Origin of the sequence: Acidocella sp. (genome assembly GCF_028687955.1) — a bacterium.
Classification (GTDB): Bacteria; Pseudomonadota; Alphaproteobacteria; order Acetobacterales; family Acetobacteraceae; genus Acidocella.
This window is the reverse complement of the sequence record NZ_JAQTZC010000062.1, coordinates 1-14,088: the sequence shown is the minus strand read 5'-3', so window position 1 is coordinate 14,088 and position 14,088 is coordinate 1. Positions and strand designations below refer to the sequence as shown.

The following is a 14,088-nucleotide window of genomic DNA, read 5'->3' as shown; positions in this document are numbered from 1 at the left end:
TTGATAGCGCAGTCGGATGCCTGCTTCGTCAACCATACACCGAGTCTAGAATATTCGCTTACCGCGCCGGAATCCCCCCAGAGCAGAATTCCCCTCCACAATTCAATTATTTATCAACAGACCCTAAGCATCTGGTTCTTTCCATAATATATATTCTGCGATTTGTGGAGGCCAGGAAAAGGCGGCCGGAAACCTCAGCCGCCCCTTGCCTTAAACCTCCAGAAAAATCGCCCCGTCCTTCTCTGTCGCGGCTAGCGTTTTCAGCCCGGCGGGTTGTTTGCCCATGGCCAGCGCACTTTGCGCCCAGCCGGGCAACGGCATCCCGAGGAAGTTTTTCACCCAGTCCACGTTCCGGCCCGAACAGATGTCGAACTTCGAGCCATGGAACGGGCAGGTTACCGCCCCGCCCTCAATTTTGCCTTTGGTCAGAGGCATGCCCAGGTGCGGGCATTTGTTCACAAACGCCTGTACCTTGCCGCCAACGCGCGTCAGCGCAATGGAGTGTCCCGCCACTTTGATGGCATGCAGCGCGCCTTCGCTCACCTCGCCGGACTTGGCGGCTTCAATCTGGCTCATCCTGGTTCCCCCCTGAGAAATAAGTCCGTGCCTGCCTTTAGCTTATCATTCCTAAGACATGAGGGCTTATTTCTCAAGCGGTAACTGTGTGAACCCTGGTATCAGAGCGGCGGACCGCCAAACCCCATCATCATCCCAGGCCCCCAGCCATCCCGGCCAATGCCCCGACCGCACCCTCCCCTGCCGGCTTCGGCCAACCCGGGTAGAATCTCGCTGGCCTGCCCGCTCTGATACGCGCTCAGATGCGGCAGCAGAGCCTTGGCGGCAGCCTGTTGCGCGTCAAAATCCTGCTTACGCAGGTCGATCATCTGGCGCATCAGGTTGAAGCGCGCATCCGGATCTTTTGCGGCGGTGGTGTTGTTTTGCCAAAGTGCGCGCATACCCGTCCACATGGTGTGGTCAGCCGTGGTCACGGCGGTTGTGTATGCGTCCCACGCCGCGCCCTGCGCCGCCGTGATGTTCAACGCCTGCTTCAGTGAATCGAACACATCCACCCTGCCCGGCCCGCCTGGTCCGGTTTTGCCGATGCCATGCCCCCAGCCACCAGGCGCCCAGCCGTTCATCATGCCGGGGCCGTAATTGGCTGTGGGCGCCGCCTGATCCGGCGTTGTCTGCGCGGCGGAATACGCCGCCAGCCCCCCGAACAACAAAACCGCGCTGGCGAAAACCGCAAGTCCACTTAAAGGCCGCATCGCATAACTCCTTACTTTGCGTATGCTCTACTGGCAGCAACCAGCACCGGCGTGCCATGATCTGTGTCAACAACAGGATGATAATTTGCGCCGAACTCTTCACACAACGCGGGTGAGTGTGGTCTAACCGGGCTTTAATGACATCTCCTAAGCATCTGCTCGGTATCGAGGGGTTAAACCCCGTCGCCGTCACCTCGTTGCTCGACCTCGCGGAGAGCTACGTCCTCCTCAACCGTTCCGGCAAAACCCAACGGGATTCCCTGCGCGGGCGCACGCTCATCAACCTCTTCTTCGAGGATTCCACCCGCACCCGCACCAGTTTCGAGCTGGCCGGCAAGCGCCTGGGCGCGGATGTGATCAACATGTCCGTCTCCACCTCCTCGGTCACTAAGGGCGAGACCCTGCTGGACACGGCGGCGACCCTCAACGCCATGAACTGCGATCTGCTGGTGGTGCGCCACAACCGCTCCGGCGCCCCGGCCCTGTTGGCGCAGAAGGTTGAAGCCTCGGTCATCAATGCCGGGGATGGCACGCATGAGCACCCCACCCAGGCGCTGCTTGATGCCCTGACCATCCGCCGCCGCAAGGGGCGCATCTCCGGCCTCACCGTGGCGATCTGCGGCGACATCGCGCATTCGCGCGTCGCGCGCTCCAACATTCTGCTGCTTACCATGATGGGCAATTTCGTGCGGGTTGTCGGCCCGCCCACGCTCATTCCCTCTGGCATTGAAGCCGCGGGCGTCACCGTTTGTCATGACATGGAGGAGGGTTTGCGCGGCGCTGACATCGTGATGGCCCTGCGCCTGCAAAAAGAGCGCATGTCGGGCGGGCTGATCCCCTCCTCACGTGAATTCTTCGCCTATTACGGGCTGGACCGCCGCAAGCTCGGCTTCGCAAAGCCTGATGCGCTGGTGATGCATCCTGGCCCGATGAATCGCGGCGTCGAGATTGACAGCGACGTTGCCGACGACCCGGTGCGTTCGGTCATCAAGGAGCAGGTGGAAATGGGCGTGGCCGTGCGCATGGCCGTACTGGACTCCCTGGCGCGCGGAGACATCCTATGATTCTGTTCCGTAAAATCAGATATCTGGACAGCGCCGCGCAGGCCCTGGTTGAGGGTGAGTTGCTGGTGAAGAATGGCCGCATTTCTGATTTTGGCCCCTCGCTCGGCCAGCCTGACAGCGCCAAAATTGTCGAGGCCGAGGGCGCGGTGCTCTGCCCCGGCCTGGTGGATATGCGCGCCAGCCTCGGCGAGCCGGGGTTTGAATACCGCGAGACCATCGCCAGCGCGGCGGCGGCGGCGGCAGCAGGCGGCATCACCACCATTGCCGTGCTGCCTGACAGCTCCCCCCCCATCGACGACCCCGCCCTGGTCCAGCTCATCATCGCGCGTGGCGCTGAGACCGGCAGTGTCAGCCTGCTGCCCTATGCCGCCGCCACGCGCGGCTGCGCCGGGCAGGAGCTGGCCGAATACGGGCTGTTGAAAGCCGCCGGGGCCATCGCCTTCACTGACGGCACCAAAACCATCGCCTCCTCGCGCCTGATGCGTCTGGCTCTGAGCTACGCCAGCGGCTTTGGCATGCGCATCGTGCAGCACCCCGAGGATTATGAGCTGGCCAAGGGCGGCGCCGCCACCAGCGGGGCACGCGCCAGCTGGATGGGCCTGCCCGGCATCCCCGCCGCTGCTGAGGCCATCTGTGTCGCGCGTGATATCCGCCTGGCGGAACTGGCCGATGGCGCGGTGCATTTCGCCCATGTCACCACCGCCGAAGCCCTGGCGCTCATCCGCCAGGGCAAGGACAAGGGCCTGCGCGTGACCTGCGACACCGCCCCGCCCTATTTTGACCTCAACGAGACCGCCATCGGCGGCTACCGCACCTATGCCAAGCTCTCGCCGCCGCTGCGTGCGGAGGCTGACCGTCAGGCCGTGCTGGCCGGGTTGCGGGACGGCACGATCGACGCCATTGCCTCCGACCATCAGCCGCGCGACGCCGATGACAAGCGCCTCCCCTTCGCCGAGGCCTCGCCCGGCGGCGCCGGGCTGGCAACGCTGCTTGGCGTCACCTTGGCGCAAGTGCAATCCGGCCATCTCACATTGCCCCAGGCGCTGGCCCTGCTCACCGCCCGCCCGGCCGCGTGGCTTGGCATCAACGCGGGTGTCATCGCCAAAAGCGCGCCGGCCGATTTGTGCCTGTTCCACCCGGAGCGCTCCTGGCAGGTGAGCGCCGGGCAGATGCCGGGCAAGGCGCAGAACACGCCCTTTGACGGCCGCGCGCTGGAAGGCGTGGTGCTCGGCACCTGGAAAGCCGGTGTAAGGGTCTACGGATGACGATTTTTCTGCTTTGCGTGTTCGCCTATATGGCGGGGTCCATCCCCTTTGGCCTGCTGCTCACCCGCGCCGCCGGGCTGGGGGACATCCGCGCCTTCGGCTCAGGCAACATCGGCGCCACAAATGTGCTGCGTACCGGCAACAAAAAGCTCGCCGCCGCCACCCTGGCGCTGGACGCGCTGAAGGGCACGCTGGTGGTGGTCTTCGTGCGCCATTATGGCCATGGCGGCGTGTTTCTGGCCTCGCTGGCGGTGTTTCTCGGCCATCTTTATCCAGTTTGGCTGGGTTTCAAGGGCGGCAAGGGCGTTGCTACGGGGCTTGGCGTGTTCTGGGGCGTGTGCTGGCCGCTGGGGGCGCTGTGCTGCGCGCTCTGGCTTGCTGTTGCGGCGACATTGCGCCGTTCCTCGCTCGCGGCGCTCTCCACCTTCGCCGTCTCCCCCGTTGCCGCCTGGTATTTCCAATCCTGGAAAACTGCCTTGTTGGCGGCCATCATCACGGCGCTGGTATTCTGGAAGCATCGCGCCAACATCGCGCGGCTGCTGGCCGGCACCGAGCCTAAAATCGGCCAGAAGGCGTGATGCGCCTGGATATTGACCGCCTGCGCCTGGTCCGCACCGAGAGCGTCGGCCCCATCACCTACCGCCGCCTGCTCGCGCGCTTTGAGACCCCGGCCGAAGCCCTGGCTGCCCTGCCCGAGCTGGCCCGTAGCGGCGGCCGCGCCACCGCGCCGCGCATTCCCCCGGCTGAGGAGGTGGAACGCGAGTTCACCGCCCTCGCCCGCCTCGGCGGCCGGTTCATCTTTCTCGGCACGCCGGACTATCCCGAATATCTGGCCCAGTTGCCTGACGCGCCGCCGGTCATCGCCGTTCTGGGCGATGTCAGCCTGCTTCACAGCCGCGCCATCGGCATCGTCGGGGCGCGCAACGCCTCGGCCAATGGCATGCGCCTGGCTGAATCCCTTGGCGCGGAACTGGCCGGCTCCCTCGCTGTCGTTTCCGGCCTGGCGCGCGGGATAGACGCCGCCGCCCATACCGGCGCCCTGCGCACCGGCAAGACCATCGCGGTGATCGCGGGCGGGCTGGACCTGCCCTACCCGCCCGAGAACGAGAAGCTACAACGCCTGATCGCGCAACACGGCGCCGTGGTGGCCGAGGCGCCGCTCGGCACCGCGCCCATCGCCCGCCATTTCCCCAAGCGCAACCGCATCATAGCCGGGCTGGTGCTGGGCCTTGTGATCATTGAGGCGGCGGCCCGCTCCGGTTCGCTGCTCACCGCCCGCATGGCGCTGGAGGCGGGGCGCGAACTCTTCGGCGTCCCCGGCTCCCCGCTGGACCCGCGCTCCCAGGGCGCCAATGATCTCATCCGCCAGGGCGCCCACCTTACCGAAACCGCCGCCGACGTTCTGGCCAACCTGCCGGACCACCCCGCCCGCCAAGGCCTGGGCCGTGATCCGATGTTCCAGCATGGCGCACCTTCTGGTTTCGCCGAGCCGCCGCCAGCCTGGACAGATCCCGCCGGGGGCCTGCGCGAACTCGCCCGCGCGCGCCTGGAAATCCCCGCGCTGATCAGCGCCGATCCGGTCGGAGTTGACGAGATCGCCCGGCGCTGCCAGTTGTCGGGTGCCGCCGTCACGGCGGTTCTACTTGAGCTTGAACTCGCGGGGAGGGTGGAAACCCTTACCGGTAACCGTGTCGCGCGCTTCGCCGACCTATGATTGGAACGGTTCTTGACTGATATCGTCGTCGTCGAATCCCCCTCCAAAGCCAAGACAATCAACAAATATCTCGGCGATTCCTATAAGGTCCTGGCCTCCTTTGGCCATGTGCGCGACCTACCGCCCAAAGACGGCTCAGTGCGCCCGGATGAAGATTTTGCCATGTCCTGGGAGGCCGATGAGCGCGGCAACAAGCATATGGGCGAGATCGCCCGCGCGCTGAAGGGCGCCAAAACCCTCTATCTGGCGACTGACCCTGATCGTGAGGGCGAAGCCATCTCCTGGCATGTACGCGCGATGCTGGAGGATAAGAACGCCCTCAAGGGTGTCAACGTGCTGCGCGTCACCTTCAACGAGATCACCAAATCCGCGGTGAAAAACGCGATGGCCCACCCGCGCGAGCTGGATCAGCCGCTCATCGAGGCCTACATGGCGCGCCGCGCGCTGGATTATCTGGTCGGCTTCACCCTCTCGCCGGTGCTCTGGCGCAAGCTGCCAGGCAGCAAATCCGCCGGGCGGGTGCAATCGGTCTCATTGCGCCTCATCTGCGAGCGCGAGGCCGAGATCGAGGTTTTCAAATCCCGGGAATACTGGACCATCGAGGCCGGTATGCTCACCCCGGCCGGCGCGCCCTTCCCTGCCCGCCTCACGCATTACCAGGGCAAGAAGCTCGATCAGTTCGACCTTAACGATGAAGCCAAGGCGCTGGCGGCCAGGGAAGCGGTCAAATCCGGCAACTTCACCGTCGCCCAGGTTGATAAAAAACGCACCAGGCGCAACCCGCCGCCGCCCTTCATCACCTCCACCTTGCAGCAGGAGGCCAGCCGCAAGCTCGGCTTCTCCTCGCAGCAGACCATGCGCCTCGCGCAGCAGCTCTATGAAGGCATCGACATCGGCGGCGAGACCGTGGGCCTCATCACCTACATGCGAACTGACGGCGTGCAGCTCGCCAAGGAGGCCGTCACCGCCATCCGCGCGCAGATCAAATCCGATTTCGGCCCGGACTACATCCCCGTGGCCCCGCGCGAATACATCTCCAAGTCGAAAAACGCACAGGAGGCCCATGAAGCCATCCGCCCCACCGACATCGCCCTGAAGCCCGAGCGCGTCGGCCGCATGCTGGGCGCTGAGCAGGCCCGGCTCTACGAGCTGATCTACAAGCGCGCCATGGCCTGCCAGATGTCCGCCGCCGAGCTTGACCAGACCGCCGTGGACATGACCGACAGCCCACCAGGGCAAGCGGGGGGCCAGACCCTGCGCGCCACCGGCTCCGTGTTGGCCTTTGACGGATTTTTGAAGCTCTACCACGAGGACCAGGACGACGCCTCCGCGGATGACGAGGACTCCCGCCTGCTGCCGCCTATCGGCAAGGGCGACCCCGCGAAAACCGCCAAGGTGGACGCCACGCAGCACTTCACCCAGCCGCCGCCGCGCTATTCCGAGGCCTCGCTGGTGAAAAAGATGGAGGAGCTGGGCATCGGCCGCCCCTCCACCTACGCCTCCATCCTCACAGTCCTGCGCGACCGCAATTACGTCCGCCTGGAAGCCCGCCGCTTCATCCCCGAGGACCGCGGCCGCCTCGTCACCGCCTTCCTCACCAGCTTCTTCGCGCGTTATGTGGACACTGGCTTCACCGCCGCGCTGGAGGAGCAGCTCGACGAGATCGCCGAAGGCAAGATGCGCTGGCGCGATGTACTGCGCGCCTTCTGGGACGATTTTTCCGCTGCCGTGGCGCAGACCAAAGACCTCAAAATTTCCGACGTCATCGACGCGCTGGACGCCGACCTCGGCCCGCATTTCTTCCCACCCCGCGAGGACGGCACCGACCCGCGCTCCTGCCCCGCCTGTGGCACCGGGCGCATCGGCTTGAAACTCGGGCGCTTTGGCAGCTTCATCGGCTGCTCAAATTATCCCACCTGCCAGTACACCCGCAAACTCGCCATCGATGGTGGCGACAACCCGGATGAGAGCCTGAAGGACGGCATGCGCCTACTCGGCAAACACCCCGGCACTGGCGAAGATATTACATTAAAACGCGGTCCTTACGGGCTTTATGTGCAACAGGGCGAGCCTGACCCGGCGGATAAGAAGGCCAAGCCCAAGCGCTCCTCGCTAACCAAGGGCATGGACCCCGAGGCGCTGACTCTGGATGATGCGCTGGGCCTGCTCTCGCTCCCGCGTCTGGTCGGCCTGCACCCCGAATCCGGCCAGAAGATCGAGGCCGGGGTTGGCCGTTTTGGCCCCTATGTGAAAATGGGCGCCATTTTTGCCTCGCTCGACCGTGACGATGACGTGCTCCACATCGGCCTCAATCGGGCTATGAACCTGATCGGCAAAAAACAGGATTCCATCCGCAGCCTGGGCGATCATCCGAAGGATGGCGCGCCCGTGGTCGCCCGCAAGGGCCGCTTCGGCCCCTATGCGCAATGGGGCAATGTGGTTGCCAACCTGCCGCGCGACGTGGAGTTGGCGGATGTCACCCTGGACCAGGCGGTGGCGCTGCTGGCCGAAAAGGGCAAGGTCATCGTACCCAAGGGCAAAAAAGGAGCCGCGAAAAAACCCGCGGCCAAGGCAAAAGCCAAGGCCGAACCAGCGGTGAAGGCCGCAAAGCCCAAGCCCCCCGCGAAAGCGAAACCCCCGGCCAAGCCGAAAGCGAAACCCGCCGCCAAGGCAAAGGTGCCGGCCTGAGCCGCCCGGCGAAGAGCCGCGTTGAAATTGCCTGAGCCGGTAATTTATCCGTAGCCCAAAAGGGCAGAATATGCTTGTTGCAGCGCATGACCGCCGCCCCCATTCACCTGCGCGATGAACGCTTTATGCTCGACCCCGCCGGCGCCGCCTTCTGGCCGGCGCGGCGTATTCTCATCGCGGCTGATCTGCATCTCGCGCCAGCCATGACAGGCGCTCCACGCCAGCTCGTGCCGCAGGGCGGCAAGGCCACGCTGGAGCGGCTCAACCGGCTTTTGCGCCTGTACCGCCCGGCGAAGGTTGTCATCCTCGGCCGCGATTTCCCCGGCCGCGGCGCCAGCAGCCTGCTGGCCAAGGATGAACGCGCGCAGATCGAGGTGATGGCCCGTGAGGCGAGCTTCATCTGGGTGTCCGATAAACCCGATGCGGCCGCTGGCCTGCCGGGCGTTTACGTCCCGCTTTACCGCGAGGGCGCTTTTACCTTCCGCCACGCCGCCGGGCCGCAGCTTGGGCCGCGCGCGTTCGAGGTCTCGGGCTATTTCCAGCCAAAAGCCAGCATCGATGCCCGCGCCAAGCGCGTCAGCCGCCCGTGTTTCGTCACCGGGGGCAACCGGCTCATGCTACCCGCCTTCGGCGCGCCAGGTGGCGGGCTGGATGTGCACGATCCCGCCATTTCCCGCTTCTTCCCGCGCGGCCTGCGCGTGTTCCTGCTCGGGCAGGATCAGCTCTTCTCTTTCGCGCTGGAGCAACTGGGCCGCATGGCCGAGGTGGCATGACGCCTGCGCTCCTCTGGTTGCGCAACGACCTGCGGCTGCACGACAACCCAGCCCTGGCCGCCGCCCTCGCCGGGGGTGGCCCCGTGCTGCCGGTTTATATCCTCGATGAACAGATGGGCGCCGCCAGCCGCTGGTGGCTGCACCATTCGCTCAGCAGCCTGCAGGCTGATTTCGCCCAGCGCGGCGCCACGCTGGTGCTCCGCCGGGGCGATCCGGCCCGCATCATCCCCGAGCTGGCCGCGCAAACCGGCGCTACCGCCGTGCATGCCGCCCGTAGTTTCGAACCCGCCCTGCGCGATGCCGACCGCGCCGTGGACGCCGCCCTGCGCGCGCATAACGTGGGCTTCCACCGCCACCTCTCCACCAGCCTGTTCGCGCCGGAGCGGATACAAACCAAAACCGGCGGGGCGTACGGCGTTTACACCCCCTTCGCCAATGCCTGCTTCAGCACCGGGGTGCCGGAGGCGTGCTGCCCTACCCCGGTGCATATTCCAGGGCTGCCCGGCATCTCCGGCGATGCCTTGGCGGACTGGTCCCTGCTCCCTGCAAAGCCTGACTGGGCCGCCGGCCTGCGCGCCAGCTGGACCCCCGGCGAGGCTGGCGCCCATGCCCGGTTGGATGAATTCCTGAGCAAACCTGTGCGCGATTACGCCACGGCGCGCGATATTCCCGCCCTGCCCGGCACCTCGCGCCTCTCCCCGCATGTGCATTTCGGTGAAATCTCGCCGCGCTTCGTCTGGCACCGCGCCGCTGCCCTAGGTGAGTCGCCGGGCGTTAAAACCTTCCTGAAGGAGCTGCTCTGGCGCGAATTTTCCATCAACCTGCTTTGGCAGCACCGCGATTTGCGCACCCGGCCCATCCGCGCCGAATTCACCGGCTTCCCCTGGGCTGAGAACGCCCCTGCCCTGCGCGCCTGGCAGCGCGGACAAACCGGCATCCCCATCGTCGACGCCGGCATGCGCGAGCTATGGCAGACCGGCTGGATGCACAACCGCGTGCGTATGATCTGCGCCTCCTATCTGGTGAAGCACCTGCTGCTGCCTTGGCAGCTTGGCGAGGCCTGGTTCTGGGACACGCTCTGCGAGGCGGATGAAGCCGCCAACGCCGCCTCCTGGCAATGGGTGGCGGGCTGCGGCGCTGATGCCGCGCCCTATTTTCGCATCTTCAACCCGGTTCTGCAGGGCCAGAAGTTTGACCCCGCCGGCGCCTATGTCCGCCGATACGTCCCCGAACTGGCCCGCCTGCCGGATCGCGGCATCCACGCCCCCTGGGAGGTTCCGCCGCAAATTCTCCTCGGCGCCGGTGTTAAACTAGGAACAAGCTATCCATATCCCATAGTGTCACTGGCGGAAGGAAGGGCGCGGGCATTGGCCGCTTATGCAGCACTAAGAGAAAAATGAAGCCTTTGCCGCCGTGCCTGCGCGTGGTGGGCGATGTGCATGGCGATTCCAGGGCCTTTGCCATCGCCGCGGAGACGGATCGTTTCATCGTGCAGCTGGGAGATCTGGTTGACGACGGACCCGACACCCCCGGCGCTCTTGCTGTCATGTTCCGCCTGATTGATGAAGGCCGCGGCCTGTTCCTGCTCGGCAATCATGATTTCAAGCTTGCCCGCGCCTTGCGTGGCGACAAGGTGCATGGCCCCGGCGTCGCCCGCACCCTGGCCGAGCTGCCCGCTTCCATGCGCGCGCACACGCTGGAGGTCATTTCCCAGGCCCCCGCCTGGATCATCGCCCCAGCCGCGATTTTCATCCACGGCGGGTTCCACCCCGGCATGCTGGGCCAACCCCCGCCGCCTTTCCCGCCGGGCCGCCCGGGGCCGTTGCTCGCCCGCGCGCTTTACGGCCAGACGACCGGGCGCGTCACGGGTGCGGGCAAGCCTGAGCGCCTGCTGCGCTGGGTGGATGATATTCCACCGGGCATCACGCTCTATTGCGGCCACGACCAGCGCAGCACTGACGGCCGTCCCTACATCCGCGCCGGGCGGGCGGGAGGCCGCGCTGTGTTTCTTGATACCGGCGCCGGTAAGGGCGGGCATCTGTCCTGGATGGACATAGACCTGCCGTAACGAAGCGCTACCGCAGGAACGGATTGCTGCGCTTCTCGGCGCCGATGGTCGAGTTTGGGCCATGGCCACAGATGAAGGTGAAATCATCCGGCAGCACGAGCAGCTTGGCCGCGATCGCCTCCAGCAGGGCATCCGTATCGCCATACGGAAAATCAGTGCGCCCGATGGAGTTGCGGAACAGCACATCGCCCACCATCCCGAAGTTCGCTTCGTGGTTAATGAACACCATATGCCCTGGCGTATGCCCCGGGCAGTGCAGCACCTCGAATTCCGCGCCTCCCATGCTCACTTTGTCACCCTCGCGCAGCCAGATGTCCGGCGTGCAGTTCTGCGCGTGAAACCCGAAGCTCTTCGCTTGGGCGGCGATGCCATCGAGGAGGAATTTATCCTCAACCCCCGGCCCGGTGATCTTCACCCCCAGCGCCGCCGCCAGCTCCGCCGCGCCCCCGGCATGGTCAAGATGCCCGTGCGTGAGGAAAATATCCGTCACCGTAATCCCGGCCTGCTTAATCGCCGCGAGCAGCTGCGGCACATCGCCGCCAGGGTCCACCACCGCGCCCAGCAAACTCTCCGCGTTCCACACCAGCGTGCAATTCTGCTGAAGCGGCGTGACCGGAATAACCGCAATCTGCAATGTCATGGCCCTACACTCTCCGCTTACGCCTGTGCCCGCACAATCCAGGTTGCGGCTGGCATCAGCACGCCCTGGGGGGTCATATATCCAGCCAGCGCGGCCTTCACCGCCGCGCTAACCTTGCTAACCAGCTCCGGATGCTCGCGCAATGTGCCACCCAGCGGGCCAACGCGCAGCGAAAGCTCCAGGCTCTGCTCCAGATCCCCGCCGCCGATCAGGCCGTCGAATTTCTCGATCGCAATGTCCTTGAACCCGGCATCGCCTAAAATCCCGCGCAGCCGCCCGGCATCGGCAAAAGCGAACGGGCCGGGCGCCGTGGGGTCCGCGGGCGGGCTTTCCGGCATGAACGGGGCCGCCGCCTGCTGCGGCGCGCGCATCCACACATTTTCCGCAAACGGCCGCCAGCACACGAACGCGAGCCGCCCGCCCGCGCGCAACGCCTTACGGATATTGGCGAAAGCCGCCACGGGATCGGCGAAGAACATCACCCCGAACCGGCTGAACGCGGCATCGAACGCCCCATCGCCAAAGCTGGCCACCTGTGCATCCGCCTGCTCGAACACCGGCGCCACCGCACCCGGCGGCACCGGCCGCGCCTTTGCGATCTCGAGCATCGGCACTGAAATATCCGCCCCTTTCACATAACCGTCAGCCCCGGTCAGCGCCGCCAGCTCCATCGTGGTCTGGCCGCAGCCGCAGCCAATATCGAGAATTCGCTCACCGGCGCGTGGCGCCAAAACCCGTATCGCCTCGCGCCCCAGCGGGTCTATCTGGCGGTCCAGCTGCGTCTGAAAGCGCGCCCAGCTCTGCCCGGCCAGCGCGTTCCAGTAGTCAACCTGCGCCGCGTTCGCTGTGTTTTCCATGTGGCGTGCCCCTACTCCCACTCGATTGTTAATCGTCAAAATATTTATCACATACCCCGATCAAGTCAGAATCCGGTATTTTGTTGGGTTTATGATACGAAAATTGTCTGTGACCGCGCCAGCCAGGTTTGGGCCACATCACGCCAACAACCTTTTTGGCACTGAGCGCCGCGACATCTTCTGCAAACCATAGTGATCGTACATCATTGATGCGTCTGATCACGCCTTATACCAGCCCCGATTGAGGCTGACTGGTATGCGCGCGGGGCTGGTGGGGCGGCCGCGCGCAAAATCAAGAGCTTATACCAGCCCGCCACCAAACCCAGAGAGTCAAGCTCTTGGCGGGCTGGTATTAGTGGGAAATCTCCGCAAGAGAGGTGCGAGCTGCTGCCTTGGGTTCCGCGGGGACGAAAAGCAAGGTGACCCTATTCACGATCATAGCTGACGCGCTCTGCACGCTGTAAACATCGTCATCCGGAGCTTGCGCTGGCTCAGGCCTTGACCCGCTCGAATACCGCCGCGAGCCCTTGTCCTCCGCCGATGCACATGGTCTCGATGCCGTAGCGCGCTTCGCGGCGTTCCATTTCGCGCAGCAACGTCGCGAGGATGCGGCCGCCGGTCGCGCCGACGGGATGACCGAGCGATATGCCCGAACCGTTGACGTTCATCCGCGCGAAGTCGCTTTCGGCAAAGCCCCAGGCACGCGTGCAAGCGAGGACCTGCGCGGCAAAAGCTTCGTTGAGCTCGATGAGGTCGATGTCGCCGAAGGTCAGCCCGGCCCGGTCGAGCGCCTTGCCGACCGATGGGACCGGACCGATGCCCATCAGCTTCGGCTCGACGCCGGCGACGGCCCAGGATACGAGCCGCGCATAAGGCTTCAGTCCATGGCGGTGCGCCATGTCGGCGGTGCAGACGATTGCCGCAGAGGCACCGTCATTCTGGCCACTGGCATTGCCGGCGGTCACGGTCGCCTCGGGATCGACACTTCCCCGGATCGGCTTTAGCGACGCCAGTGCCTCGAGCGTGGCATCTGCACGCGGATGCTCGTCGACCTCGATTCTGACCGAGCCGCGACGATTGGGGACGTCGATTGGAATGATCTCCTCGGCGAAGCGGCCAGCCTGCTGCGCGCTTACCGCCCTGCGCTGGGATTCAAGTGCTAAGGCGTCCTGTTCTTCACGCGTTATGCCATAGTCACGCCGCAGATTCTCCGCGGTCTCCAGCATGCCGCCTGGTACGGGGAAGTTTTTACCCCCGGCTGTTACGCGGCCACGTGCCAAGGCGTCGACAAAACTGATCGCTTCTCCCTTCACGCCCCATCGCGTGCCGCTATTGTAGAAAGGCGCGTTGCTCATCGACTCCGCGCCACCGGCGATGACAAGCTCTGATCCGCCGCTGGCAACCTGCATGACCGCATAAATGATCGCCTGGAGACCGGACCCGCAACGCCTGTCGATTTGGAGGCCGCCGACACCGATCGGCAACCCGGCGTTGAGGGCGATGACGCGACCTGCGGCCGGAGCATCCATGGTCGGATAGCATTGGGCGAACAGCACGTCTTCGACCGCATCGCCCGGGAGCTTGGTGCGCTCGAGGAGACCCGCGACGACGGCACTGCCCAGGGTCACCGCTGAGACGTCCCTATAGACACCGCCAAAGCGGCCAATTGCCGTTCTCACAGGCTCGCAAATCCAGACTTCCGTCACGTTATATCTCCAAAATATTTGTCCGCGCCAGCGGTCCGGTTTTGT

General features: G+C 65.0%; 13 protein-coding genes. 8 read left to right on the top strand and 5 right to left on the bottom strand.

Annotated features, from left to right (window positions below):
* Positions 1 to 210: 210 nt before the first annotated feature.
* Positions 211 to 576, bottom strand: coding sequence for a Rieske (2Fe-2S) protein (locus tag PHE40_RS08825; protein ID WP_299960761.1), 366 nt, complete (start codon positions 574 to 576; stop codon positions 211 to 213).
* 101 nt (positions 577 to 677) lie between these two features.
* The gene (locus tag PHE40_RS08820) at positions 678 to 1,268 is read right to left on the bottom strand and encodes a Spy/CpxP family protein refolding chaperone (RefSeq protein WP_299960908.1); all 591 of its coding nucleotides are present in this window, start codon (positions 1,266 to 1,268) and stop codon (positions 678 to 680) included.
* 137 nt (positions 1,269 to 1,405) lie between these two features.
* Here PHE40_RS08820 and PHE40_RS08815 point away from each other — a divergent pair, with 137 nt between their 5' ends.
* The 8 genes from PHE40_RS08815 (at position 1,406) to PHE40_RS08780 (ending at position 10,840) form a co-directional block, all read left to right on the top strand.
* On the top strand, positions 1,406 to 2,332 hold the full coding sequence (locus PHE40_RS08815) for an aspartate carbamoyltransferase catalytic subunit (RefSeq protein WP_299960906.1): 927 nt from the start codon (positions 1,406 to 1,408) through the stop codon (positions 2,330 to 2,332).
* Entirely contained in the window at positions 2,329 to 3,597 is a 1,269-nt protein-coding gene (locus tag PHE40_RS08810) for a dihydroorotase family protein (protein WP_299960904.1), read from the top strand. Before PHE40_RS08815 ends, PHE40_RS08810 begins: the two co-directional genes overlap by 4 nt.
* Positions 3,594 to 4,175 (top strand): glycerol-3-phosphate 1-O-acyltransferase PlsY, encoded by a 582-nt coding sequence (gene plsY / locus PHE40_RS08805; protein WP_299960902.1) that lies wholly within the window; start codon positions 3,594 to 3,596, stop codon positions 4,173 to 4,175. The genes PHE40_RS08810 and plsY overlap by 4 nt, the downstream gene beginning before the upstream one ends.
* The gene (dprA, locus tag PHE40_RS08800) at positions 4,175 to 5,311 is read left to right on the top strand and encodes a DNA-processing protein DprA (RefSeq protein ID WP_299960900.1); all 1,137 of its coding nucleotides are present in this window, start codon (positions 4,175 to 4,177) and stop codon (positions 5,309 to 5,311) included. The genes plsY and dprA overlap by 1 nt, the downstream gene beginning before the upstream one ends.
* Before the next feature lie 12 nt (positions 5,312 to 5,323).
* A complete protein-coding gene (gene topA, locus PHE40_RS08795) occupies positions 5,324 to 7,999 on the top strand; it encodes a type I DNA topoisomerase (RefSeq protein ID WP_299960898.1) in 2,676 nt (891 codons plus the stop codon).
* Positions 8,000 to 8,085: 86 nt separating this feature from the next.
* Positions 8,086 to 8,772, top strand: a complete 687-nt coding sequence (locus PHE40_RS08790) for a phosphoesterase (RefSeq protein WP_299960896.1) — start codon at positions 8,086 to 8,088, stop codon at positions 8,770 to 8,772.
* The gene (locus PHE40_RS08785; RefSeq protein ID WP_299960894.1) at positions 8,769 to 10,172 is read left to right on the top strand and encodes a deoxyribodipyrimidine photo-lyase; all 1,404 of its coding nucleotides are present in this window, start codon (positions 8,769 to 8,771) and stop codon (positions 10,170 to 10,172) included. The genes PHE40_RS08790 and PHE40_RS08785 overlap by 4 nt, the downstream gene beginning before the upstream one ends.
* Positions 10,169 to 10,840 (top strand): metallophosphoesterase, encoded by a 672-nt coding sequence (locus PHE40_RS08780; protein ID WP_299960892.1) that lies wholly within the window; start codon positions 10,169 to 10,171, stop codon positions 10,838 to 10,840. The genes PHE40_RS08785 and PHE40_RS08780 overlap by 4 nt, the downstream gene beginning before the upstream one ends.
* Before the next feature lie 7 nt (positions 10,841 to 10,847).
* Here the strand turns inward: PHE40_RS08780 and PHE40_RS08775 are convergent, their stop codons facing one another.
* The 3 genes from PHE40_RS08775 to PHE40_RS08765 all read right to left on the bottom strand — a co-directional run.
* A complete protein-coding gene (locus PHE40_RS08775) occupies positions 10,848 to 11,480 on the bottom strand; it encodes an MBL fold metallo-hydrolase (RefSeq protein ID WP_299960890.1) in 633 nt (210 codons plus the stop codon).
* Positions 11,481 to 11,497: 17 nt separating this feature from the next.
* Positions 11,498 to 12,337: a class I SAM-dependent methyltransferase gene (locus PHE40_RS08770; RefSeq protein WP_299960888.1), complete on the bottom strand. Its 840-nt coding sequence runs from the start codon at positions 12,335 to 12,337 to the stop codon at positions 11,498 to 11,500.
* 491 nt (positions 12,338 to 12,828) lie between these two features.
* A partial coding sequence (locus PHE40_RS08765) for an acetyl-CoA C-acetyltransferase (RefSeq protein WP_299960886.1) occupies positions 12,829 to 14,088 on the bottom strand: 1,260 nt, incomplete at its 5' end.

Bases quoted from the DNA above. Each gene is read 5' to 3' on its own strand.
- PHE40_RS08825 (WP_299960761.1), bottom strand. From the start codon at position 576: ATGAGCCAGATTGAAGCCGCCAAGTCCGGCGAGGTGAGCGAAGGCGCG.
- PHE40_RS08820 (WP_299960908.1), bottom strand. From the start codon at position 1,268: ATGCGGCCTTTAAGTGGACTTGCGGTTTTCGCCAGCGCGGTTTTGTTG.
- PHE40_RS08815 (WP_299960906.1), top strand. From the start codon at position 1,406: ATGACATCTCCTAAGCATCTGCTCGGTATCGAGGGGTTAAACCCCGTC.
- PHE40_RS08810 (WP_299960904.1), top strand. From the start codon at position 2,329: ATGATTCTGTTCCGTAAAATCAGATATCTGGACAGCGCCGCGCAGGCC.
- plsY (WP_299960902.1), top strand. From the start codon at position 3,594: ATGACGATTTTTCTGCTTTGCGTGTTCGCCTATATGGCGGGGTCCATC.
- dprA (WP_299960900.1), top strand. From the start codon at position 4,175: ATGCGCCTGGATATTGACCGCCTGCGCCTGGTCCGCACCGAGAGCGTC.
- PHE40_RS08790 (WP_299960896.1), top strand. From the start codon at position 8,086: ATGACCGCCGCCCCCATTCACCTGCGCGATGAACGCTTTATGCTCGAC.
- PHE40_RS08785 (WP_299960894.1), top strand. From the start codon at position 8,769: ATGACGCCTGCGCTCCTCTGGTTGCGCAACGACCTGCGGCTGCACGAC.
- PHE40_RS08780 (WP_299960892.1), top strand. From the start codon at position 10,169: ATGAAGCCTTTGCCGCCGTGCCTGCGCGTGGTGGGCGATGTGCATGGC.
- PHE40_RS08775 (WP_299960890.1), bottom strand. From the start codon at position 11,480: ATGACATTGCAGATTGCGGTTATTCCGGTCACGCCGCTTCAGCAGAAT.
- PHE40_RS08770 (WP_299960888.1), bottom strand. From the start codon at position 12,337: ATGGAAAACACAGCGAACGCGGCGCAGGTTGACTACTGGAACGCGCTG.